Source organism: Pseudomonas sp. 3B-A001-10F, from assembly GCF_056313565.1.
In genome coordinates this window covers 1-21767 of record NZ_JBQYFW010000055.1, presented here as the reverse complement: position 1 = coordinate 21767, position 21767 = coordinate 1, and the positions used below count along the sequence as shown (strand labels likewise).

Below are 21767 nucleotides of genomic sequence, written 5' to 3'. Positions count from 1 at the left end.
TTGAAAAGGTCGCCGAGGTCGAGCAAGTCCTGTTGAACAGACATAAAAAATCCGATGCCAGAGATCTGACATCGGATTTTCGAAGAAGCCCGGCGAGGATTCAAATGCTTAAGTGAACAGCATTACGGCCGAAGCCGGGTTTCTCATCAAGCAATCAATTCATCCACGGTGGTGGCGGTGGTTCGTCGGACTTGCCTTTCGGCTCGTCGTCCGCTGCACGGATGGCCTGCTTGCGTTCCTCGTCGAGGCGCGCCGCTTCGATCTCGCGCAATACCCCGCCGACGTCGGCCAGGTCTTCCGGATCATCGAACTCACCGGTCAGCACACTGTTCGGGTGCAGGGTGCCGGCTTCGTACAACGCCCACATTTCCTTGGCGTATTTGGTCAGCTTCAACTCCGGGGCAAAGCGTCCGAAGTAGGAAGCCATGTTGCCAACGTCGCGTTCCAGCATGCTGAACGCGTGGTTGTTGCCGGCAGCGTCGACGGCTTGCGGCAAGTCGATGATGACCGGGCCAGTCGGCGTCAACAGTACGTTGAACTCCGAAAGGTCACCGTGCACCAGTCCGGTACACAACATCAGCACGATCTGCGAAATCAGGAACGCGTGATACTCGCGCGCCTGATCCGGCTCCAGCACCACGTCATTGAGACGCGGCGCGGCATCGCCGAACTCGTCGGCCACCAGTTCCATCAACAGCACGCCGTCGAGGAAGTCGTAGGGCTTGGGCACCCGCACACCGGCGCCGGCCAGACGGAACAGCGCCGCCACTTCGGCGTTCTGCCAGGCATCTTCGGTCTCTTTGCGACCGAACTTGGAGCCTTTTGCCATTGCGCGAGCCTGTCGGCTGTTGCGCACCTTGCGGCCTTCCTGATACTCGGCCGCCTGGCGGAAACTGCGTTTGTTCGCCTCCTTGTAGACCTTTGCGCAACGTAACTGATTGCCACAGCGCACCACATAAACAGCTGCTTCTTTGCCACTCATCAGTGGGCGCAGCACCTCGTCGACCAGACCGTCCTCGATCAGGGGTTCAATGCGTTTTGGAGTCTTCATCAGCTTTTATTGTGGGTCCTTTATTACCAAACACGCGAATGTCACTCGTTATACGGCAATCCTCGCATCACGGGGAGGGGTTGCCGACCTGTGAACGTTGAGAATGCACACACTGTGCCGGATTAAACAGGGCCAACTCTGCGCTCGCGCATCGACCGTGGGGAATCATAGCCGAGGCTGTTGTACTTGTTGGTACATGTCTTCAAGGGCATTTGCGACAGAATCTGACATCCGGCTGATGCCCCTTCGGCAGATTTTTGCAAAGTCGCCTCAATTTCCCTGTTTTGCAGCCGAAGCCCTCAATGACAGAGGGATTTGTCCGGCAATCGTTCCACAACAATCAGCGAGGCCGCGCTCGGGGATACGAGTGATCCACAACGTTTTCGGCTGCCAATAAACCACAAGTCATCTGCACTGCGTGGGCCTACAAGAAAATCTGGAGCGCGGATGAACATCAAACAGAAATTGACGTGGGCGTTTGCAATCATCGCCTGCTTGCCGGTGGTGCTGGTCGCAACGCTGGTGGTGATGAACTTGCGCAGCGATGCCCGGGACAGTTTTGTCGACAGCAGCGGTCGCGAAATCCGTCAGGTCAGCAATGCCATGCAGCTGTTTTTTGATGGCATCAGCCAGAACGTCGATTACCTGGCGTCGCAGCCGCTGATCAAAAACACCGACGACAGCCTCAAAACCTACATGAGCGCCAACGCCGAATCCATCCCGCAGGGCGAGATGGACAAAAAGGTCTTCGCGTTCCTCCAGGACCTGGGCAACGCCCACCCGGCTTACGCCTATGCCATCGTTGGCACCGCCGCCGGTGGTTATGTGTCGTGGCCGGACGATCCCAAACTCAACAATTACGACCCGCGTCAGCGGCCGTGGTACAAGGCTGCCCAGGCCAAACCGGGCAAACCGTTGCGGACCGCCGCCTATTACTGGGCGCAGGACGATGCGACCTACGTCAGCACCGTGCGCACCATCGACAACAAACTCGGCAGCAACGGCGGCGTGGTCAGCATCGACGTGACGCTCAAGCAGCTCACCGAGATCGTCAAACAGATCAAGCTGGGCGAAACCGGCTACCTGATGCTCCTGGAAAACAGCGGCACTGTGCTGGTCGATCCGAAACAGCCGGAACACAACTTCAAGCCGCTGGACAGCCTCGGCGAAGGCTATGCGCAACTGGCCAAGGCCGGCAAAGGCCTGGTCGAAGTCGAGCTTAACGGCGAGCGCTACATGGCCAACGTCTGGCCATCGGAGCAATTGGGCTGGACCTTCGTCGGCCTGATCAAGCAGAGCGATGTGATGAGCTCGGCCACGCAACTGACCTGGCTGATCGCGATCATCGCCGCCGTGCTGGCCGTGCTGTTCGCCGTGGTTGGCGCCAGTTTTGCCAGCCTCATCGTGCGGCCGATCCGCAGCGTCGCCAGTGGCCTGGAAGGCATCGCGCAGGGCGAAGGCGACCTGACCAAAAACCTCGATATCCGGGGCAACGACGAAACTGCGCAACTGGCCAACTGGTTCAATCAGTTCCTCACCGCGATCCGCAGCCTGATTCAGCATATCGGCGGCGCCGCCGGGAAAATCCTCGCGACCTCGCAGAGTTCGACCCGCGTCTCAAGCGATATGGCCGAAGCCGCCGGGCGTCAGCGTGAAGCCGTCGACATGGTCTCGACCGCGTTCCACGAAATGGTCGCCACCGCCAACGAAGTCGCACGCTCGTGCAGTCAGGCGGCTGACTCCGCCGACAGCGGCCAGCGTCAGGCCCGCCAAGGCCAGCAACAGATTGATGCGGCGGTGCACAGCGTCGATCAACTGAGCCAGGAGCTGGAGCAATCGGCGCAATCAATGCAGCAACTGGAGCGCGACAGCAACGATATCCAGTCGATCCTCGGCACCATCCGCTCCATCGCCGAACAGACCAACCTGCTGGCGCTCAACGCCGCCATCGAAGCGGCGCGTGCCGGTGAACAGGGGCGCGGCTTTGCCGTGGTCGCCGATGAGGTACGCGCACTGGCCAAACGCACGGCGGATTCGACGGCAGAGATCGATGGCTTGCTCGGCAATCTGGCCAAGCGCACCAGTCAGGTCACGCAACAGATGCACGCCAGCCTGCAGGTCTCGCAGCAGTCGGTGACGCGCATCGGCGAGGCGCGCGAAAGCTTCGGGCAGATCCGCGAATCGGTTGACGTGATTCGTGACATGAACACGCAAATCGCTACCGCCGCTGAAGAACAGCATCAGGTGGCTGAGGACATCAACCGGCACATCAGCCAGATCCACGGGGATGCGCAGTTGGTGGCAGAACTGGCCAACTCGGCGCGTCTGGATTCGCAGAGTCTGGCGGGGTTGTCGAATGAGTTGGATGGGTTGGTCAGACGGTTTCGTACCTGAACCTCAAAAGCCCCTCATCGGAACGCCGCCCGCCCAGCCCTCTCCCTGAGGGAGAGGGGGCTGACCGAGGTGTCTGGCGTTATGCATCGACCTGAAATACCGCGTCGAATATGGCTTGGCAGAATTCTCCAAATCAGTTCGATTCCGGATTCAGCACAACTCTCTCAGGTCGGTGTAACTCCGAAGCATCCCCCAATCGGTCCCCTCTCCCTTTGGGCGGTCCGACGTTTCGGGAGGGTTAGGGTGAGGGGCTCTTTCAGCGTCAGCGTTCGATGATGGCGGTGACGCCCTGCCCGCCCGCCGCGCAAATCGAGATCAACCCCCTGCCCTTCCCCGCCGCGTCCAGCAACTTCGCCAGGTTCGCCACGATGCGCCCACCGGTCGCCGCAAACGGATGCCCGGCCGCCAGCGAACTGCCCTTCACGTTCAGCCGGCTACGATCAATCGAACCCAACGGCGCGTCGAGTCCCAAACGGGTTTTGCAGTATTCGGGATCTTCCCAGGCCTTCAGCGTGCACAGCACTTGCGCCGCGAACGCTTCATGAATTTCGTAGTAGTCAAAATCCTCAAAGGTCAGCCCGTTGCGTGCCAGCAACCGTGGCACGGCATACACCGGCGCCATCAGCAGCCCTTCGGCGCCGTTGACGAAATCCACTGCCGCCGCTTCGCCGTCGCGCAGGTACGCGAGGATCGGCAAACCGCGTTCCTTCGCCCACTCTTCACTGCCGAGCAGCACCACCGACGCGCCATCGGTCAGCGGCGTGGAGTTGCCTGCCGTCAACGTGCCTTTGGCGCTTTTTTCAAAGGCCGGTTTCAGCGTCGCGAGTTTTTCCAGGGTCAGGTCCGGGCGCAGGTTGTTGTCGCGGGTCAGACCAAGGAACGGCGTCATCAGGTCGTTGTGCCAGCCTTCGCTGTAGGACGCGGCGAGTTTGTGATGACTTTCGAGGGTCAGTTGATCCTGCTCTTCACGCGGGATCTGCCAGGTCTGCGCCATCAATTCACAGTGCTCGCCCATCGACAGCCCAGTGCGTGGTTCGCCGATGCGTGGAAAGTCGGGAATCAGATGTTTGGGCCGCAGTTGCAGAAAGGTTTTCAGTTTGTCGCCGGTGGTCTTGGCGCGGTTGGCTTGCAAGAGGATTCTGCGCAGGCCTTCGCTGACACCGATCGGCGCGTCCGAGGTGGTGTCGACGCCGCCGGCGATGCCGCTCTCGATCTGGCCGAGGGCGATCTTGTTCGCCACCAGAATCGCCGCTTCCAGACCGGTGCCGCAGGCTTGCTGAATGTCATAGGCGGGCGTGGCGGGTGACAGACGTGAGCCGAGCACGCATTCACGGGTCAGACTCATATCTCGTGACAATTTCAGCACCGCGCCCGCCACCACTTCACCGATGCGCTGGCCATGCAGGTTGTAGCGTTCGATCAGGCCCTCAAGGGCGGCGGTGAGCATCGCCTGATTGCTGGCCGTGGCGTACGGCCCGTTGGAACGGGCGAAAGGGATACGGTTACCGCCAATGATCGCGACGCGGCGCAGCTGACTCATGAATAACTCCTTTTCCGAAGGTTTGAATTCACGCCAATCCCCTGTAGGAGTGAGCCTGCTCGCGATAGCGGTGGGTCAGATAAACATTTCTTGACTGATACACCGCTATCGCGAGCAGGCTCACTCCTACAGGGGTCAGCTGTGTTTCTGAATGTGGGTTCGGCAACACAAACGCCGGGGGCAAACTACTCTGCTGTTCTAGCGTAGGCCTTATTGCGTGGATCGAACGATTGATTGCCATCGGTAGTCCACACTTTGAACCCCAACTTCTGGAGAGCGTTCCATGTCTGACCGCTATATCGACTTCGCCAACTCGTCCCTCGGCCATCGGCTGGTCGGGGCGCTGGGCCTGCCGTCGCCGGTGCGACTGGAACGCTGGCAGGCCGGGCGCCTGCGGCCGGTGGAAGGGGCACTGCTGATCGGCGGCGGGCCGCTGGCCGAGCGTATTAGTGCGTTCGCCAACCGTTTGACCGACGGCATCTACCGTTACGGCGAACAACCGGCAACTGCCACCGAATGGATTCCCGGTCACGGCCCGAAACTCAAAGCCGTGGTGTTCGACGCCAGCGAACTGCTGCACACCGACCAGCTCAAGCATCTGCGCGAATTCTTCCAGCCGTTGATGAAGAATCTTGAGCACAGCGCCCATCTGGTGATTCTTGGCCGTGCGCCGGAAACCCTCAGTGATCCGTTTGCCGCGAGTGCGCAACGAGCGCTGGAAGGGTTTTCCCGTTCGCTGGCCAAGGAGCTGCGCAGCGGCGGCACGCTGCAACTGATCTACGTCGGCGAAGGCGCTGAAGATCAACTGGAAGGTCCCCTACGGTTTTTCCTCTCGCCAAAAAGTGCGTTCGTGTCCGGCCAGGTGATTCGCCTGACGGCGTGTGCGACGCAGGTGACGGACTGGACGCGTCCGCTGGCCGGGCGCAAGGCACTGGTCACTGGCGCCGCTCGCGGTATCGGAGCGTCGATTGCCGAAACCCTGGCTCGCGATGGCGCCGAGGTGATCCTGCTCGACGTGCCGCCGGCGAAGACCGATCTGGAAGCCCTCGCCGCCCGCCTCGGCGGCCGCGCGATTACCCTGGATATCTGCGCCACCGACGCCGCCACGCAACTGATCGGACAACTGCCTGACGGCCTCGATATTCTGGTGCACAACGCCGGCATCACCCGCGACAAAACCTTGGCCAATATGACCCCGGAATTTTGGGATGCAGTGCTGGCGGTCAACCTCAACGCGCCGCAAGTGCTGACCCAGGCACTGCTCGACAGCGGCACGCTGCACGACAACGCGCGGGTGATTCTGCTGGCCTCGATCAGCGGCATTGCCGGCAATCGCGGGCAAACCAACTACGCCGCGAGCAAGGCCGGGCTGATTGGTCTTGCGCAGGCCTGGGCACCGACACTGCTGGAACGCGGCATCAGCATCAACGCCGTTGCGCCCGGTTTTATCGAAACGCAAATGACTGCACACATTCCGTTTGGCCTGCGTGAGGCGGGCCGGCGCATGAGTTCGCTCGGTCAGGGCGGTTTACCGCAAGACGTCGCCGAAGCCGTCGCGTGGCTGGCGCAACCGGGCACCGGCGCATTCACCGGGCAGGCACTGCGCGTCTGTGGACAAAGTGTTCTGGGGGCTTAGGCATGAGCATCGAATGGCACACGCTGGATCGCGAACCGAGTCTGCCCGGGCTCTACGCACGGGCGGCGACACGACGGAAAATCACCGGCACGCAATTGCCCGACAGCGGTTTGCGCTGCTGGGTCGATGTCGATGGCAAACGCTTGGCGGCCTATCGCAAGGTCTGCGGATTCGTCGATGACGGCCTGCTGCCACCGACGTATCCGCATATCCTCGCCTTTGCCTTGCAGATGCAATTGCTCACCGCCAAAGCATTTCCGTTCCCGCTGTTGGGGCTGATTCATCTGAGCAACCGCATTCGCGTGTTGCGCCCGATGGGCGGGATAGGTCGGGCGCAGGTCAGCGTGCGCGTGACGAATCTGCAAGCGCATCCCAAAGGTGCGACGTTCGATCTGCTGACCACGCTGGATGATCAACTCGGGCCGTTGTGGGAAGCCGAAAGCCAGATGCTTTGTCGCGGCGTGAAACTTGAGGGCGAGCCTGTCGAGCAGACTTGGGAGCCGTCGCAAGCGCTGGTGGAAGTGACCCGCTGGAAAGCCCCGGCCGATATCGGTCGGCAATACGCCAAAGTGTCCGGAGACTACAACCCGATTCACCTGAGTGCGGCGAGTGCCAGGCTGTTTGGTTTTCCAACGGCCATTGCCCATGGTTTGTGGAACAAGGCTCGGACCCTGGCGGCGCTGGGTGATCATTTGCCCAAGGCTAACCTCGAGATCGCCGTGCACTTTCGTAAACCGGTACGCCTGCCCAGTGAGGTGAGCTTGCTGGCGAGTGCGGCGGGGTCCAGTGGTGAGTTGCGCCTGATCGGTGCACAAGACCTCGAACACATGGTCGGGCAGTGGCAACCCATTGCCTGAGCTCGCGGCACACCATTAATTGTGTGTATATAACTTAAGTTTTCGCCGTCCTTCCCCCTTCCACTGAAAAAACCAGGGCCTTGATTATCAAGGCCTTTTTTTGTCCTGCTATATCCTGGGTATTAGTCCTTAGGCGCTGAACTTCACCTTATATATAAAGGCGTTAATACCAACTTGAGAATGGCCTGAAACCTGCCCCTGGACTGAGATTGAGCACAACGGGCGAAGGCATCACCGACAACAGATCGGCGAGCCATCGAAGACAACGAACGTTGTGACAGGTGCAAGGAATCTCAATCATGAAAACTCAAAACGTGTGGTGCAAATCGGCAATCGCTCTGGCATTGATTCTCTCCCTTGGCGTCACCGGGTGCAGCAGCGGTGGTGGCGGTCATAAAAGCAGTTCCGGCAGTTCTTCGGCGGATGGTACGGCGGGTACTGGTGGCACATCGGGTACTGGCAGCACAGGTGGCACGGGTGGCAGCGGTGATACCGCAGGCACTGGCGGAACCGGTGGCACGGGTGGTACAGGCGGCACTGGTGGCACTGATCCGACTAATCCAACCAACCCGACAGACCCAACGGATCCGACCGACCCGACCAATCCGACCACCACACCGCTGGTGACCACCACCCTGGTGCAGGATGTCGGTAATACCGTCGCTGGCGTCGGCGATGGCGTTGGCCAGATCGGCGACTCGCTCAGCACCGTGCCTGTGGTCGGTGGCGTGGTGCAGAGTGCGGCCAACACCGCAGGCAATGTTGTCAGCACCTTGGGTGATGGCGTGGCCGATGGCGTTGGCAAACTGGCCACCGATCCCAACGGCCTGACCACCACCGTTGCTTCGGTTGGCGGTGTAGTGACGGATGTTGGCAACGGCGTCTCCGACCTCAGCGCCAAGCTGTCCACTGCCACCACCAGCGTGCCAGTGGTGGGCGGTGTAGTCACCAGAGTCGCGCCGTTGGTTGATGGGGTCGGCGAGAAAGTCACCATGCTCGGTAATACCCTCGACACCACGCTGACCAGCGGCCCGACCAGTCAACTGACGAACAAACTCGGCAGTAGCCTGGTGCCAGTGATCGCGATGGTTGAAAGCACCACTGACAAAGTCGGCGATGCGACCGGTCTGGGCGATCCGCTCAAAGTCGTGGTTGCGCAAGTCGGTGGCGCGGTGAACACACTGGGCGGCAATGTTACCGATGCGGGTAACGGCAACGCCTTGACCAACACACTGGGCGGCGCGTTGAGCGATACCGGCACCGCAGTCGCCAAGGCCGGTGGTCTGGTGTCCAACGGCACTGGTTCGGGTACTGGTGGAGTGGGCGGTGGCCTCGGTGGTACTGGCCTGCTGCAAACCGTTGGCGGCGCGGTGGTCAATGTCGGCTCAGGTCTTGCGGCAGGCAACGGCACTCTCGCAGCGCCTGGCAACGTCCTCGCAGCGGCCGGCAACACAGTGGCTTCGCTCAACACCGTACTCGGCGGTTCGGGCACCCCGATCACGGCAACCACCTCACCTCTGGCCACGGTTGGCGGAACCTTGGGGGCAGGCCTGAACCCGGTTACCAGTGCGGTTACCAACGTGACCCAACAAGTCGGCGCCGCTACCGGTATCGGCTCACCTGTTGCAGGTCTCACCGGCCAGGTGGGCGGCGCGGTCAGCAGTATCGGCGGCAGCATTGCTGCGACCAACAACCCGGTCACCACCGCAGTCGGTGGTCTGGTCAGCAACGTCGGCGGCACCGTCGCCGCCGTCGGTGGCCTGGTCAACGGCGGTACCAGCGGGGGTACCACCAGTGGCGGTCTGGGCGGTGTACTCGGTGGTCTGACTGGCACTCTGGGAGGCAACACACGCTAAATTGCACCTGGCCGATTCGACGGCCTCACCTACAGCGCCTACGCTTGGTTGAGGGCGGAAGATTCCCACGAGTCTTCCGCCTTTTTTCTTAGGAAAATTCAGCCCAGTGCCGTGATCTGACCATGGAGTGTCCTATGCGCGTAATGGCATCCCTGCTGTTCCTCAGTCTCAGTTCCGCCGCCCTCGCCGACACCCTGCCCAGCTTTCTCAACAGCAACGAAACCATCCGCAATCTGCCGGTGCCGAACCTGCCGGCCGATGCCTATCGCCCAAGCGCCACGCCCGTGCAGGTGCCGGACGCCGGTGCCGCCGCTGCGCAACCGCTGTTGATGGACACCAAGATCAAACTGCAAACCGTGCAGATCGAAGGCGGCACCCTCTACCCGCTCAACGAGCTCGCCGAAATCTATAAGCCCCTGATCGGCCGGCAAGCCACGCTCGCCGAGCTGATCGAGGCCACGCGCAACATCACTCGACGCTATCAGCAGGACGGCTACCTGCTGTCCTACGCGTTCTTGCCGCAGCAAAATTTCAATGACGGCGTAGCGCGCGTGGTGCTGGTGGAAGGCTACGTCCGCGATATCCAGATCCAGGGCGATGTCGGCCGGGTCAAAGTCCTGCTCGACAAACTGGCGGCGAAGATTCAGACCGAGCGGCCGCTGACCCGCAAGACGTTCGAGCGCTACACCACGCTGATGACGCGCATTCCCGGGGGGACGATCCAGGCCCAGGTGCCACCGCCCGGCACCACCGACGGCGCCACAACGCTGGTGGCCCAGGCCAGTCGCAAACCCTTCACCAGTACGCTGAGCACCACCGAAGACAACCGCAACGGCACCCAGGCCCTGCTCGGTGTCAGCAGCAATTCGCAGACCGCGATGGGCGAGCAACTGACCCTCAGCGGCCTGTTCCCACCGGGTGACGATCACGAACATTACTACCGGCTCGACTACAACCAGTTCATCAATGACGAGGGCGCACAACTGGCGCTGTCGGCTTCACGCTACCGTGCTGACCCCGGCACCAATGTCCTGCTCGACAATGGCCTGCAACTCAAACCGCACCGCGAAAACGACCGCTACTCGATCGGTTTCACCTTGCCACTGATTGCCGCCTCCAACGAACTGCTAACGGCCGGTTCAAGGCTTTACGCGGTCAACGACAAGACCCGCTACAAGGTGATCGGCTTCCCGCTGAGTGTCGAAGAACGCACCGACATCCGCGCCCTCGCCTTCGAGAGCGACTGGCGCAAGGCCGATGCCCGCCAACTGCGCATCCTCAGTGGCGGTGTGTACCAAGGCGTCGACAGCATGGGCGCGAAAACCAACAACAACGCCATCGACCTCGACTTCTTTCGCCTGCGCCTGTCTGGCGTGCAGAGCGACAAGTTCCTCGACAACTGGCAAGGCGTGCTGTCTGCCGCACTGTACTGGAGCGACGACACCCTGCCCGACAGCGAGCGCGCGGTGTTCGGCGGGCAGAACTTCGGTCGTGGTTATCCCGACGATCAAGCGTCCGGCGACAAGGGCTGGGGCGTGGCATACGAGGTCAACTACAGCTTCAACCGCGACGGCAACTGGGTGCGCATCCTGCAACCGTACTTCGTCCTTGATCGCTCACGCAGCTGGTTCAACGAATTGCCGGTAAAGGCCAACAACCTGTCATCGGCGGCGATCGGGCTACGGTTTGGCGATGCCAAGTACTACAACATTGCGCTGGAAGCGGCGAAGGCAATGTCGGATGAAGCGCTGGACACGTTCAATCGCCGGACGCGGTACAGCATCAGTTTCAGTTATCAGTTGTAAGCCGAAACACCCAAGAGGCTTCTGCAGCGGCGGGTGGAGTGTACAAACGGCAGAACTGGGTCGGATTGCAGGCAGCCTTCGCGAGCAGGCTCACTCCTACAGTTGAATTGGGTGCATACAGAGAGAGATTGATCGCTGTCAGGCCGCAATCGCGAGCAGGCTCACTCCTACAGTTGGATTGAGTGCATTCAGTTAGAAACTGGCCGGCTGTCAGGCCGCTTTCGCAGGAACGCCGTCCGCAGCAAACTCGCCCCCACAGAAAAGCCAAAGCAAAACAGCGCACACCGCACACTGCGCACCGCTACCGCTCCTCACCACTCAACAGGATGAGCGTTAGCTCGGCTGCAGCTCTTGATCTTGATTCACCGGCCGCGTCGGCAGGCTGAGTGGAGGGATTGATCCGGGGGTGGGAGCGCAGCGACCGTTTGGCGAAGCCAAACACAGCGAGAGGAGGTGCAGCGAAGCAAACCGTAGGCGCTGCCCCCGGATCGATCCCGGAGCGAAGGAACCCCGAGCCTCAGCGAGTGGGCCGAACGTTGCGGCAAGCCTTTTTGGGTACTTTTTCGGCGTCTGGAAAAAGTGCCTCGCCGTAAGGGCGAAACCGCCAGCTGCAACACCCAAAAAAACGGATATTCACCCAAAACACCCAAAGCACGGTCGGCCCAGAGGCCGCCGAGCTCAACCTCAGCCAACCTGAACCTTAGGCTTGGGAAACAAATTATCCAAAGTCTCCAACAACCTGACGTAATAAATCGGCTTGCGAAACAGATCCACCACCTGCAACCGCAACAAATCACTGACGTCTTCCATATCCGCATGCCCCGACATCACAATCACCGGCAAATGCTGCCGAGAAGTATGCTCACGCAACCGCTTGATCAACGACATCCCGGACTCCTCCGGCATGCGCAAATCAGTGATCACCAACGCGATATCCGGGTGGCGAGTCAGATGATGCAACGCCAGCTTCACCGACGTCGCCGTATGACAGACAAACCCCTCCCCCTCCAGCAACTCCGCCAACTCCAGCAACGCGTCCTCTTCATCGTCAACCAGAAGCAACTGTTGGCGCGGCGGCAAAGGAGCATTCATGGGCAATCCCTGAAAACTGAAAGTGAACCCGAGTGTAGCCCGACATCAGCCGGGCATTGAGCTTCGTTCAACTCAGGGTGTCGCGGGTGGCGTCTGCACCGTCGATCCGCCCAACGCGACCAACAGATTATCGAACATGATTAACACTCGGCCACCCACAGGCGTAACGAACACAATGACCACCACAGCGACCATCGCCACCACAATCGCATACTCGATGGCCGATGCAGCGTCATCATCGGCCAGGAAACTGCGGGCACGAATCATCAGATATTCAAAAAGCATCGCAGCTCTCCTCCGTCATCAGGGTCGGGTCACGGTTTGGCCGCCAAGTCCGGTCAAGATGCTGTTGAAGTAGAACAACACTCGATTACCGAGGGGGGTCACAAATGCCACAACCACAACGGCCACCATCGCCACCACGATCGCGTACTCGATAGCCGATGCCGCCTCCTCGTTTCTGAACAACAGACGCACTCTGGCCATCAAGTAATCAACAATCATCTGGAACATACGTCCACTCCTTCGCGCCTCTGGCGCCGATGTCGCACTACAGCGGCAAGGTTCCACCGTGCCATTTGAGCATTGTCAACAAACCCCCACCCAACAACTGTAAGAACGGATTAACCGGAAAGTATTAATCCAATCGTGTTTTTGCCATCGGCTGCTGTTAATTGGCCAAGACTCATACTTTCGTGAGTTATTTTCCTGTCAGTAATGGCGTTTTGGCTTGGATCAGCTAGCGTGGAAATAGCGAAATAGTTGCATGTTCATAGCTGCCGGATTGGGAACTTCTCTCGTTAGCAATAGCAGTGGGTAGTGCAGCAGGAAAGGGAGAGCCGTCATGAACAGTCGCGTCACCATGGGCCTTGCAGCCATCCTGTTATTGGGAGCCATTTTTGTCGGTTACTGGGGACTGGTACTCAGTCGTCAACCAGCGCCCGTCGCCGTCGCCCCCGTCGCCCCAACTGTCACTGTTGAAAAAACTGTCGCGATCGCCGAAGACCAGACCCGCCAATCCGTGGTGGTGCTGCTGCACGACGTGCCCCCCTTCACTGCGCTGACCGCCGCCGATGTAGCGGTGGAAAAACTGCGCAGTGCACCGGCAGGCAGCTTGAGCAGTATCGATCAGGCCGTCGGTCGCACACCCTGGCGGCACCTCAGCGCCGGCGCCTGGCTGAACGATGAAAGCTTCACCGCCGGCGGTTCACTGGCGCGCATGATTCACAGTGACGAACGCGCGCTCACCGTGGCTGTTGACGAAGTGATCGGTGCCGCCGGGCAACTGATTCCCGGCGATTACGTCGATGTCTTGCTCTACCTGCGCCAGGATTCCAGCAACCTCGAACAGTCGGCGCAGATCGTTTTGCCGGCCATGCGCGTGCTTGGCGTGGGTGACCAGTACGGCCTGACCAACGACGGTCAACCGGCCTCGCCGGCCCTGAGTGCAGACGAAAAACTCAAACAGGATCAACGCCGCGTTGCCGCGCGCACCGTGGTGCTGGCGGTGCCGGAACAACTGCTCAGTCGCCTGATGCTCGCCACCCAGGCCGGCACCTTGCGCCTGGCCGTACGCAGCAGTGAAGAGCAGCGCCTGGCCAAATACTGGGCCGGCGAAAACCAATCCACGGCCCATCTCGACGCCGCCAACCGACAACTCTTCCAGTTCAACCAACTGGCCATGGGCACCGCACCGAAAGCACCGTCCAGTGGTGGTTCCGGTGGCGCCGCACGGCCTGCCGTGGAAATCATTCGCGGCAACCAGATCACCCAACAAAACCCATGACTGCGCAAGGATCCAAGGGCATGCAGAGTCGTTTCAGGCCGACATTCAAACCCATGCTGCGCGCCCTGTTACTGATGGGCCTGTCGATGGACGCTGCGTTCGCGGCAGTCGGCAGTTGTTCGGCACTGGGGCGCATGCCGCCAGTGATCGAAATCGGCGAAGGGTTTCAGCAGGACGTGCAGTCCCCCGTGGCGATCACGCGTCTGGCGATTGGCGACCCGAAAATCGCCGATGTCCACGCCAACGGCAGCTCGTCCTTTCTGCTCACCGGTGTTGCACCCGGCGCCACCAGCCTGATGGTCTGGACGTCGTGTTCGAGCGAGCCGCGCCAGAGCATGGTCTTTGTTCAGGGCGCCGCCACCGCCGCGCTGAACAGCAGTCTGCCGTCGGATGATCCGAACCTGCCGTCGCAAGTGCAGACCGACATTCGTTTCGTCGAAGTCAGCCGCACCAAACTCAAGGAAGCCACCGCCTCGCTGATCGGCACGCGCGGCAACTTTCTGTTCGGTTCGCCCGGCACCTTGCCGCCGATTGACGGGGTGCCGCAGCCCCGCCTGCCAGTGGACAACTCACTGTTCAACTTCTCGTGGGTCGGCGGCAAGACCATGGCGATCATCAATGCATTGGAAACCAGCGGCTTCGCCTATACCCTCGCGCGGCCAAGTCTGGTGGCGTTGAACGGGCAAAGCGCAAGCTTTCTGGCCGGCGGTGAAATTCCGATTCCGGTACCCAGCTCCGGCAGCGACAGCGTGTCGATCGAATACAAGGAATTCGGCATCCGCCTGACCCTCACGCCGACCATCATCGGTCGCGACCGCATCGCGTTGAAGGTCGCCCCGGAAGTCAGCGAACTGGACTTCAGTAACGCCGTACAGATCGCCGGCACCACTGTGCCGGCGCTGACTATCCGCCGCACCGACACCAGCGTGTCGCTGGGCGATGGCGAGAGTTTCGTCATCAGTGGCTTGATCAGCACCACCAACAGCTCGCAGGTGAACAAGTTTCCCGGCCTCGGTGACATCCCGGTACTCGGCGCATTTTTCAAAGGCTCGCAGATCAAGCGCGAAGAGCGCGAACTATTGATGATCGTGACGCCGCATCTGGTGCAGCCATTGGCCGCCGATGCCCAGTTGCCGTCGTTACCCGGGGAAAAACTGCGCAATTACGACCCGAATTTCTACCGCATGTTCTTCTTGGAAAACGGCAATTTCGACAAGCGCAGCGGGTTATCGCAATGAGCCAGAACCTGAGCCAGACCTTTCTCGCCATCACCCGCAACAGCACCGATCTGGAGTGGCTGCAGGGCGCGCTCGCGCCGCTCGGCCAAGTGGTCAGCGCCGGTGGCGGCAGCCTCGACGAACTGCTGGCGCTGGTGGATGTCACCTTTGCCAGCCTGGTGTTCGTCGGCCTGGATCGCGAGCACGTGGTCGCCCAGAGCGCGTTGATCGAAGGCGCGCTGGAGGCCAAACCGATGCTGGCGATCGTGGCCCTCGGCGACGGCATGGACAATCAGCTGGTGCTCAATGCCATGCGTGCCGGGGCCCGGGATTTTGTCGCCTACGGTTCGCGCTCCAGTGAAGTCGCCGGGCTGGTGCGGCGCTTGAGCAAACGCCTGCCGCCCGTAGCGCCGAATACGCAACTCGGCGGCCTTACGGTCATGTATGGCGTGCAGAGCAGTTCCGATGGAGCACTGTTGGCCAACCATATGGCCCTGGTGGTGCAAAAGAGCGGTCAGCAAACCTTGCTGCTCGATCTCGGTCTGCCGCGCGGTGACAGCCTCGCCCTGCTCGGGCTGGAAAGTTCGTTTCACTTTGGCGATGCCCTGCGTCACTTGCGCCGGCTCGACGCCACGCTGATCGACAGCGCCTTCACCAGTGCCGAAGCCGGCCTGCGCATTCTCGCCTACGCCAGCAACGATGAGCCGTTGGAAAACACCAGCGCCGCCGAGCTGTACATGTTGCTCAGCGCCCTGCGCCAGCACTTCCAGCACATCGTCGTGAACCTCACCGGGCAGACCGACAGCGAGGCGTTGCGCACCTTTGTCAGCCATTGCGACAAGTTGCTCTGGTACACCGACCAGAACGTGCTCAACTGCCGGCGCAACCTCGCCGTGCTCAATCTGTGGCGAGAAAAAGGCATGAAGCTCGACCACGGGCGGCTGCTGATCGACCGTTACTTGAGCAACGTTGCGCCCAATTCGGAAACCCTCGGCAAGACCTTCAATCTGGAAGTGATCGCCACGCTGGCCCTCACTCCAGAAGTGCGCCTGAACGCAAAAAACCAGGGCGTCAGCCTGTTCGAACTGGCCCCGCGCGAAAAACTCACCCAGAGCCTGCGTGCGCTCGGTGAACGTCTGGCCAAACGTTCCGAGGGTCTGGCCAAGCCCAAAGTCACCTGGTTCGACCGCTTGCGAGGCACCTCATGAGCGCAGAAAAACTCTTCGGCGCTGCGCCCCGCAGCAGCGGCGGCAACAGCGATCACGAAGGCCTGAAACTGGTCCTGCATCGCTACATCATCGACGCCCTCGAAGAGTCGGGGAAAAACCTGCTGGAAGGTTCTCGTCAGCAACTCGCACAGTTCGTCACCGACAAGGTCGCCGAGTACATCGCCCGTTTGCACCTGGCGATTTCCCGCTACGAGATGGAGCGGCTAGCCGAAGAGATCGTCGACGAACTCACCGGTTTCGGTCCGCTGGAGGTGTTGCTGCGCGATCACTCGGTGACGGAGATTCTGGTCAACGGCCCGCACCGGGTATTCATCGAACGCGACGGTGTGCTGCACCAGAGTGACCTGCGGTTTATCGATGCGCATCACGTCGAACGCGTGATGCAGCGCATCCTTGCACCGCTCGGACGGCGCCTCGACGAGTCCTCACCGATGGTCGACGCACGCCTGCCCGATGGCAGCCGGGTCAATGCGATCATTCCGCCGATTGCCCTCGACGGCCCCTGCCTGTCGATCCGCAAATTCCGCAAGGACATGCTTAAAAGCAGCGACCTGATCGCCATGCAAACCGTCGACCTGCCGATCTTCGAGTTTTTCCAGGATGCCGTCGGCAAGCGCTGCAACATCCTGATCAGCGGCGGTACCGGTACCGGCAAGACCACGCTGCTGAATATTCTCAGCCAGTTGATCAATCCGCACGAACGCCTGGTGACCATCGAAGACGTCGCCGAATTGCAGCTCGGCCACCCCCACGTGGTGCGCCTGGAAACCCGTCCGCCGAATGCCGAAGGCCATGGTGAAGTGAAGGCCAGCGACCTGATTCGCAACGCCCTGCGGATGCGCCCCGACCGGATCATCCTCGGCGAGATCCGCGGTGTCGAAGTGGTCGATGTACTCACGGCGATGAACACCGGCCACGACGGTTCGATGAGCACCGTGCACGCCAACAACGCCCAGGATGCCCTGCTGCGCTTGGAAACGCTGGTCGGCCTGACGGGTCGCTCCATCGCCGAGCGCACCCTGCGCCAGATGATCTGCGCGGCCCTCGACGTGATCATCCAGTTGACGCGCATGCCCGACGGGCGCCGCTGTGTCAGCGAGGTCGTGGAAGTGGTCGGCATTCGCGAAGACGTTTACGTCACTAACACGCTGTTCCGCCTCGACCGCCGCAGCGGTTTCGGTTTCCTGCGCGAAGCCGTCAATCCGGCCGGCGACAAGCTGCGCCACGAGACACATCTGGGCTGACGGCAAGGAGCATCGAGCATGCTGGGACCGATCATTCTCATCGTTATCTGCCTGACGCTGCTGGGGCTGTCGATTCGCCTGTTTTTGCAGGGTCTGCGCAAGACCGCCACGGAAAAAGTACTCAACCGTCTCGCCGCCGGACAACCGCAACTGGCGCCGGAAAAACCTGTGTGGGTCGGACTGGAACGGATGTTTCTGCGTGCCGGACTGGGCCGTCCGACCGAGCGTTTCGGCCTGTGGCTGAGTCTGTGGGCGCTGGCGATAGCGCTGGGGTATTTTCTTGCCGACTGGGTCGGCCTGCTACTGATGATCGTCATACCGCCACTGCTGTTGCGGCTATACATCGCCATTCTTTACCAGCGCCGGATCAAACGCATGATCGAGCAACTGCCGCAGTTGCTTGATCACACCGTGCGTAGCCTGAAGTCCGGGCGCACCCTGAGCGACGCGGTCATGGGCGGCATTGAAGCCAGCGAAGATCCGTTGAAAACAGCCATGGGCCGGGTCCAGCGCAACGTGCAACTGGGGGTGAACCTGCCCGATGCGGTCAGTGATTTTGCCGAGCTGTATGAACAGGATGAACTGCGCATGTTCGCCCTCGGCCTGAAGGTCAATCATCGCTACGGCGGCAACGCCAGCGAGCTGCTGGAGAATCTGATCAAACTGATCCGCGAACGCGACCAGGGCGCCCGCCAACTTCGCGCCCTCACCGGCGAAACGCGCATGACCGCGTGGGTGCTCGGCTCATTGCCGCTGCTGCTGGTGAGTTACTTCATGCTGACCAACCCCGGCTACATGCTGGGGATGTGGAACGACGCCAGTGGTCAGCACATGTTGATCAGCGCCGCCGTGCTGCAAGTGGTCGGCAGCCTGGCGCTGTGGCGCATGTTGAGGAGCGTCTGACATGGTCTGGCTCGCGGCACTGATGTTGCTGCTCGGCGCCTTGATGTTGGTGATCAATCACCTGCTGATGGAGCGGCGCCGGGTGCGTCAGATCAATCAGCGCCTGCAAGGACAACTGGTGCGCGAGAATCGCTTCGGCAACTGGTTGCGCGCGCTCGGTAGCAGCAAGTTCGGTCAGCGCTCGGTGAGCATCGACAGCGAAACCCAGACCCTGCTCAACCGCATCGGCTGGCGCCGCGCCAACGAACGGGCGCTGTATGCGGCATGCCAGGTGGGTACGCCGTTATTGACGCTGGGCCTGGCGATCTTTCTCCAAGAAGTGTTCTTCCCCCAGGCCGACAACCGCTGGCTGGTGCCAATGCTCGCCACCGGTGGCGGTTACCTGCTGCCCAAACGCCTGCTGGCCTACGCCGCAGCACGGCGGCAGAAAACCATCTCAGTGGAGGTTTCGACGTTTATTCCGCTGCTGCGCATCCTCTTCGAATCCGGCATGGCAGTGGAACAAGCCCTGCGTGTACTCAGCATCGAAGCGCAAAAACTGTTGCCGGAACTGACCAGCGAACTGCGCCTGATCCTGACCCGTGTCGACTCTGGCCTGGAACTCGGCCAGGAGTTGAACAAAGCCGCGGTGATGCTCGCCGTGGACGAATTCAGCGACACCTGCGTGATCCTCCAGCAACTGATTCAACAGGGCGGCGGCGCGATGAAATCGCTGCTGGCGCTCAAGCAACTGCTGGATGACCGGCGCCTGACGCGCTTGCAGGAATACATCTCGAAAATGTCGGCGAAGATGTCTGTAGTGATGATGCTGTTTCTGTTTCCGGCACTGCTGATCGTCCTCGCCGGCCCCGGCTTCACCGCGATAGCCCGGGCGTTCGCCAACTGACCTTGCTCATGGAGAGCGTTTGATGAAAGTACTGATAGTCATGGCAAGTCTGTTGCTGCTCGGCGGTTGCGCCACCGACGGCCAGGCACCCTGGACAGCACTGCTGTCACCGAGCAGTTGCAGCAAAATGACTCAGGAGCAGGAACTGGCCCTGAACCTCGCCGACAACCTGGCCAACGACGGCAAGTTGCACGCCAGCCTGGCCAACCTGCAAAGCCTGCCGGACAACATCAGCGAAGTGCGCCTGCGCAAAGCCAAGGTCTACCGCCTGCTCGGCCGCAGCGAAGCCGAGCCGCTGTACCGCGGCCTGCTCGGCGGCTGCCTGACCGCCGAAGCCGAACACGGCCTCGGTCAGCTCTACGCTGCTCGCGGCGACAACGGCCAGGCCCAGGCCCACCTGCAACGCGCCGCCCGCCTGGCCCCCACCGACGAAAAAATCCGCAACGACCTGGGCGTGGTCTATCTCAATCAACTGCGCCTCAACGATGCGCGCTTCGAGTTCCTCACCGCCATCGAACTCAAGCAGAACAATCAATTGGCGACACTGAACATGGTCACCCTGCTGCTGTACCAGAACGACTGGCCACAAGCCGCCGAAATCGTCAGCCGCGCGAAACTGACCCCGCAACAATTCACCGAAGCCCAGCAACGCGCAGAAAAACTCAAAGCCCCGGTCAAGGCCAAACCCGCCACCAGCAATCAAGTGGCCGCCGTCGCTGACCCGTTGCCGCCATCGCTCAAATAAGGAGACAGCCATGCATCCCTTCAAAGGCCTGTGCTACCTGACCCTGCTCAGCCTGCCCCTCAGCGCCACCGCCATCGACGCCGGCCCCGCCTCGGCGCAACAACAGGAAACCGAAGGCTGGCTGGTCCTGCAAAGCCGTAACAAAGCCGCCTCGCCAAAACCCCAAACGGCGACCGCGACCGAACGTGATCTGGCGATGCAGCGCTGGTTGAAGAAGTACAAATACGAGATTCCGGATTTTTATGATCCGGATGCGGGTGGGAAGATCGAGAGCAAGAATTAGTGAGGCGGTGACCTTGCGAGCGCTTTCGCGAGCAGGCTCGCTTCCACAGGTGGATTGCATTTCCAAATGTGGGAGCCAGCCTGCTGGCGATGAACGATGACGCAGTGTGCCTGCCGGATCAGGTCTGCGGATCCACCCGATCCAGTGCCCGGTTTACCGCCAGCTCGGCCAGCATGATGATCTGCTGAATCGCCAGCGCGGTATTGCGCTCCGGCCGACCCAACTGATCGGCAAAGTTACCCGCCAGCGTATTGGCCGAAGCCAGGGATTCGCAGGCATGGGCGAGCAGGCTTTCGGTATCGATTTTCGGATGGATGAGGAACATCGTGGTGGGTTGGTGGGGTTTCGCCGGTTCGGGGCAGAGGTAGAAATCGAGGGCGCATTTGATGGCCTCGCGGTTCTTGACGAGGTCGTCGGCGCGGATGGCTTCTTCGAGCGGGGTCGTGGGTTCGGTGGGTGGGTCGGGGATCAGTTTGTCCATAACAACTCCTACTTGGCTGAGGAGCCAACCTTTGTCGTTTCCACACGACAAAAGGTGGCAGCTGTACGCAGGGTGGAAAACCGATAAGTAGGCAACCGGCCAGACCGAAGCCTGCCCGCGCACAGCCGCCGCGACACAGTTTGCAGACGAAAGAAGACACCGACAATGATTGCGGTAGCGATGCAACGCATCTACTTGAAATTCAGGTTTCCACACCCGGTCGCTGAATTGGCAGCGACAGCCAAAGACTAGAGAGCGCACGTCCGACGGACAACCTGAAAACCGTGTGGGAAGGTTCCGGTTATCTGGCACAAATTTAAACAGCCAAAAGCCAACCCTCACCCTAACCCTCTCCCAGAGGGAGAGGGGACCGACCGAGTTGTCTGGGAGAGCTACGCCGACGTGAAAGACCGAGTCGAATTCAGACTCTGAAACAGATCCAAAGCCCCTCACCCTAGCCCTCTCCCAGAGGGAGAGGGGACTGATCGAGTCGTTTGGGAGGGCTACGCCGACGTGAAAGACCGAGTCGAATTCAGACTCTGAAACAGATCAAAAGCCCCTCACCCTAGCCCTCTCCCGGAGGGAGAGGGGACTGACCGAGTTGTCTGGGAGCGCTACGCCGACGTGAAAGACCGATGCAGTGGTCAACTAATTCCGGACACCTCGATAGGTGGTTTTGACGCCATCGCCCGCTCGTAAGCGGTCGGTGGCAGATATCCCAGTTTCGAGTGCAACCGTTCGTTGTTGTAAAACCCAACGATG

General features: G+C 60.8%; 19 protein-coding genes and 1 pseudogene. 14 read left to right on the top strand and 6 right to left on the bottom strand.

The window, feature by feature from the left end; all coding sequences use genetic code 11:
* Window positions 1–154 precede the first annotated feature (154 nt).
* A complete protein-coding gene (locus AC0ZWN_RS28170) occupies window positions 155–1051 on the bottom strand; it encodes a PA4780 family RIO1-like protein kinase (protein ID WP_476337615.1) in 897 nt (298 codons plus the stop codon).
* A gap of 447 nt (window positions 1052–1498) precedes the next feature.
* Between AC0ZWN_RS28170 and AC0ZWN_RS28165 the strand changes: the two are divergent.
* A pseudogene (locus AC0ZWN_RS28165) lies at window positions 1499–2587 on the top strand (cache domain-containing protein); the annotation flags it as partial.
* Window positions 2588–2677: 90 nt separating this feature from the next.
* Window positions 2678–3445 (top strand): methyl-accepting chemotaxis protein, encoded by a 768-nt coding sequence (locus AC0ZWN_RS28160; protein ID WP_371748302.1) that lies wholly within the window; start codon window positions 2678–2680, stop codon window positions 3443–3445.
* A gap of 262 nt (window positions 3446–3707) precedes the next feature.
* Here the strand turns inward: AC0ZWN_RS28160 and AC0ZWN_RS28155 are convergent, their stop codons facing one another.
* Window positions 3708–4985, bottom strand: coding sequence for an acetyl-CoA C-acetyltransferase (locus tag AC0ZWN_RS28155; protein ID WP_476337613.1), 1278 nt, complete (start codon window positions 4983–4985; stop codon window positions 3708–3710).
* A gap of 283 nt (window positions 4986–5268) precedes the next feature.
* Here AC0ZWN_RS28155 and AC0ZWN_RS28150 point away from each other — a divergent pair, with 283 nt between their 5' ends.
* The 4 genes from AC0ZWN_RS28150 (at window position 5269) to AC0ZWN_RS28135 (ending at window position 11139) form a co-directional block, all read left to right on the top strand.
* On the top strand, window positions 5269–6621 hold the full coding sequence (locus tag AC0ZWN_RS28150; protein WP_476337612.1) for a 3-oxoacyl-ACP reductase: 1353 nt from the start codon (window positions 5269–5271) through the stop codon (window positions 6619–6621).
* Between the two features lie 2 nt (window positions 6622–6623).
* Window positions 6624–7478 (top strand): MaoC family dehydratase, encoded by an 855-nt coding sequence (locus tag AC0ZWN_RS28145; RefSeq protein ID WP_476337611.1) that lies wholly within the window; start codon window positions 6624–6626, stop codon window positions 7476–7478.
* 299 nt (window positions 7479–7777) lie between these two features.
* The gene (locus AC0ZWN_RS28140; protein ID WP_476337610.1) at window positions 7778–9334 is read left to right on the top strand and encodes a collagen-like triple helix repeat-containing protein; all 1557 of its coding nucleotides are present in this window, start codon (window positions 7778–7780) and stop codon (window positions 9332–9334) included.
* A gap of 134 nt (window positions 9335–9468) precedes the next feature.
* A complete protein-coding gene (locus AC0ZWN_RS28135; RefSeq protein WP_476337608.1) occupies window positions 9469–11139 on the top strand; it encodes a ShlB/FhaC/HecB family hemolysin secretion/activation protein in 1671 nt (556 codons plus the stop codon).
* A gap of 684 nt (window positions 11140–11823) precedes the next feature.
* Here AC0ZWN_RS28135 and AC0ZWN_RS28130 read toward each other — a convergent pair.
* The 3 genes from AC0ZWN_RS28130 to AC0ZWN_RS28120 all read right to left on the bottom strand — a co-directional run bounded on the left by AC0ZWN_RS28130 (window position 11824) and on the right by AC0ZWN_RS28120 (window position 12744).
* Entirely contained in the window at window positions 11824–12231 is a 408-nt protein-coding gene (locus AC0ZWN_RS28130) for a response regulator (protein WP_476337607.1), read from the bottom strand.
* Between the two features lie 72 nt (window positions 12232–12303).
* Entirely contained in the window at window positions 12304–12516 is a 213-nt protein-coding gene (locus tag AC0ZWN_RS28125) for a Flp family type IVb pilin (RefSeq protein WP_093430276.1), read from the bottom strand.
* A gap of 18 nt (window positions 12517–12534) precedes the next feature.
* Window positions 12535–12744 carry a Flp family type IVb pilin gene (locus tag AC0ZWN_RS28120; protein ID WP_175559555.1) on the bottom strand — a complete coding sequence of 70 codons (210 nt, stop codon included), beginning with the start codon at window positions 12742–12744 and terminating at the stop codon, window positions 12535–12537.
* Window positions 12745–13075: 331 nt separating this feature from the next.
* On the opposite strand from AC0ZWN_RS28120, the gene cpaB reads away from it, so the two are divergent.
* The 8 genes from cpaB to AC0ZWN_RS28080 are packed head-to-tail and all read left to right on the top strand — an operon-like array spanning window position 13076 to window position 20524.
* The gene (cpaB, locus tag AC0ZWN_RS28115) at window positions 13076–14017 is read left to right on the top strand and encodes a Flp pilus assembly protein CpaB (protein ID WP_476337604.1); all 942 of its coding nucleotides are present in this window, start codon (window positions 13076–13078) and stop codon (window positions 14015–14017) included.
* Window positions 14018–14037: 20 nt separating this feature from the next.
* The gene (locus AC0ZWN_RS28110; protein WP_476337602.1) at window positions 14038–15255 is read left to right on the top strand and encodes a type II and III secretion system protein family protein; all 1218 of its coding nucleotides are present in this window, start codon (window positions 14038–14040) and stop codon (window positions 15253–15255) included.
* Window positions 15252–16442: a CpaE/TadZ family protein gene (locus tag AC0ZWN_RS28105; protein WP_007914643.1), complete on the top strand. Its 1191-nt coding sequence runs from the start codon at window positions 15252–15254 to the stop codon at window positions 16440–16442. Before AC0ZWN_RS28110 ends, AC0ZWN_RS28105 begins: the two co-directional genes overlap by 4 nt.
* Window positions 16439–17707, top strand: a complete 1269-nt coding sequence (locus tag AC0ZWN_RS28100) for a CpaF family protein (protein WP_476337599.1) — start codon at window positions 16439–16441, stop codon at window positions 17705–17707. Before AC0ZWN_RS28105 ends, AC0ZWN_RS28100 begins: the two co-directional genes overlap by 4 nt.
* 18 nt (window positions 17708–17725) lie before the next feature.
* The gene (locus tag AC0ZWN_RS28095; RefSeq protein WP_476337597.1) at window positions 17726–18610 is read left to right on the top strand and encodes a type II secretion system F family protein; all 885 of its coding nucleotides are present in this window, start codon (window positions 17726–17728) and stop codon (window positions 18608–18610) included.
* Between the two features lies 1 nt (window position 18611).
* Window positions 18612–19496, top strand: a complete 885-nt coding sequence (locus AC0ZWN_RS28090) for a type II secretion system F family protein (RefSeq protein ID WP_460130711.1) — start codon at window positions 18612–18614, stop codon at window positions 19494–19496.
* A gap of 22 nt (window positions 19497–19518) precedes the next feature.
* Window positions 19519–20241, top strand: a complete 723-nt coding sequence (locus tag AC0ZWN_RS28085) for a tetratricopeptide repeat protein (protein ID WP_095047375.1) — start codon at window positions 19519–19521, stop codon at window positions 20239–20241.
* A gap of 10 nt (window positions 20242–20251) precedes the next feature.
* Window positions 20252–20524: a DUF3613 domain-containing protein gene (locus AC0ZWN_RS28080; RefSeq protein WP_095047374.1), complete on the top strand. Its 273-nt coding sequence runs from the start codon at window positions 20252–20254 to the stop codon at window positions 20522–20524.
* 118 nt (window positions 20525–20642) lie between these two features.
* Here the strand turns inward: AC0ZWN_RS28080 and AC0ZWN_RS28075 are convergent, their stop codons facing one another.
* A complete protein-coding gene (locus tag AC0ZWN_RS28075; protein WP_476337594.1) occupies window positions 20643–21005 on the bottom strand; it encodes a DUF6124 family protein in 363 nt (120 codons plus the stop codon).
* Window positions 21006–21767: the final 762 nt, after the last annotated feature.

What these genes read in the sequence shown, in the direction of transcription:
- AC0ZWN_RS28170 (WP_476337615.1), bottom strand. Translation starts at nt 1,051, where the DNA reads ATGAAGACTCCAAAACGCATTGAACCCCTGATCGAGGACGGTCTGGTC.
- AC0ZWN_RS28160 (WP_371748302.1), top strand. Translation starts at nt 2,678, where the DNA reads ATGGCCGAAGCCGCCGGGCGTCAGCGTGAAGCCGTCGACATGGTCTCG.
- AC0ZWN_RS28155 (WP_476337613.1), bottom strand. Translation starts at nt 4,985, where the DNA reads ATGAGTCAGCTGCGCCGCGTCGCGATCATTGGCGGTAACCGTATCCCT.
- AC0ZWN_RS28150 (WP_476337612.1), top strand. Translation starts at nt 5,269, where the DNA reads ATGTCTGACCGCTATATCGACTTCGCCAACTCGTCCCTCGGCCATCGG.
- AC0ZWN_RS28145 (WP_476337611.1), top strand. Translation starts at nt 6,624, where the DNA reads ATGAGCATCGAATGGCACACGCTGGATCGCGAACCGAGTCTGCCCGGG.
- AC0ZWN_RS28140 (WP_476337610.1), top strand. Translation starts at nt 7,778, where the DNA reads ATGAAAACTCAAAACGTGTGGTGCAAATCGGCAATCGCTCTGGCATTG.
- AC0ZWN_RS28135 (WP_476337608.1), top strand. Translation starts at nt 9,469, where the DNA reads ATGCGCGTAATGGCATCCCTGCTGTTCCTCAGTCTCAGTTCCGCCGCC.
- AC0ZWN_RS28130 (WP_476337607.1), bottom strand. Translation starts at nt 12,231, where the DNA reads ATGAATGCTCCTTTGCCGCCGCGCCAACAGTTGCTTCTGGTTGACGAT.
- AC0ZWN_RS28125 (WP_093430276.1), bottom strand. Translation starts at nt 12,516, where the DNA reads ATGCTTTTTGAATATCTGATGATTCGTGCCCGCAGTTTCCTGGCCGAT.
- AC0ZWN_RS28120 (WP_175559555.1), bottom strand. Translation starts at nt 12,744, where the DNA reads ATGTTCCAGATGATTGTTGATTACTTGATGGCCAGAGTGCGTCTGTTG.
- cpaB (WP_476337604.1), top strand. Translation starts at nt 13,076, where the DNA reads ATGAACAGTCGCGTCACCATGGGCCTTGCAGCCATCCTGTTATTGGGA.
- AC0ZWN_RS28110 (WP_476337602.1), top strand. Translation starts at nt 14,038, where the DNA reads ATGCAGAGTCGTTTCAGGCCGACATTCAAACCCATGCTGCGCGCCCTG.
- AC0ZWN_RS28105 (WP_007914643.1), top strand. Translation starts at nt 15,252, where the DNA reads ATGAGCCAGAACCTGAGCCAGACCTTTCTCGCCATCACCCGCAACAGC.
- AC0ZWN_RS28100 (WP_476337599.1), top strand. Translation starts at nt 16,439, where the DNA reads ATGAGCGCAGAAAAACTCTTCGGCGCTGCGCCCCGCAGCAGCGGCGGC.
- AC0ZWN_RS28095 (WP_476337597.1), top strand. Translation starts at nt 17,726, where the DNA reads ATGCTGGGACCGATCATTCTCATCGTTATCTGCCTGACGCTGCTGGGG.
- AC0ZWN_RS28090 (WP_460130711.1), top strand. Translation starts at nt 18,612, where the DNA reads ATGGTCTGGCTCGCGGCACTGATGTTGCTGCTCGGCGCCTTGATGTTG.
- AC0ZWN_RS28085 (WP_095047375.1), top strand. Translation starts at nt 19,519, where the DNA reads ATGAAAGTACTGATAGTCATGGCAAGTCTGTTGCTGCTCGGCGGTTGC.
- AC0ZWN_RS28080 (WP_095047374.1), top strand. Translation starts at nt 20,252, where the DNA reads ATGCATCCCTTCAAAGGCCTGTGCTACCTGACCCTGCTCAGCCTGCCC.
- AC0ZWN_RS28075 (WP_476337594.1), bottom strand. Translation starts at nt 21,005, where the DNA reads ATGGACAAACTGATCCCCGACCCACCCACCGAACCCACGACCCCGCTC.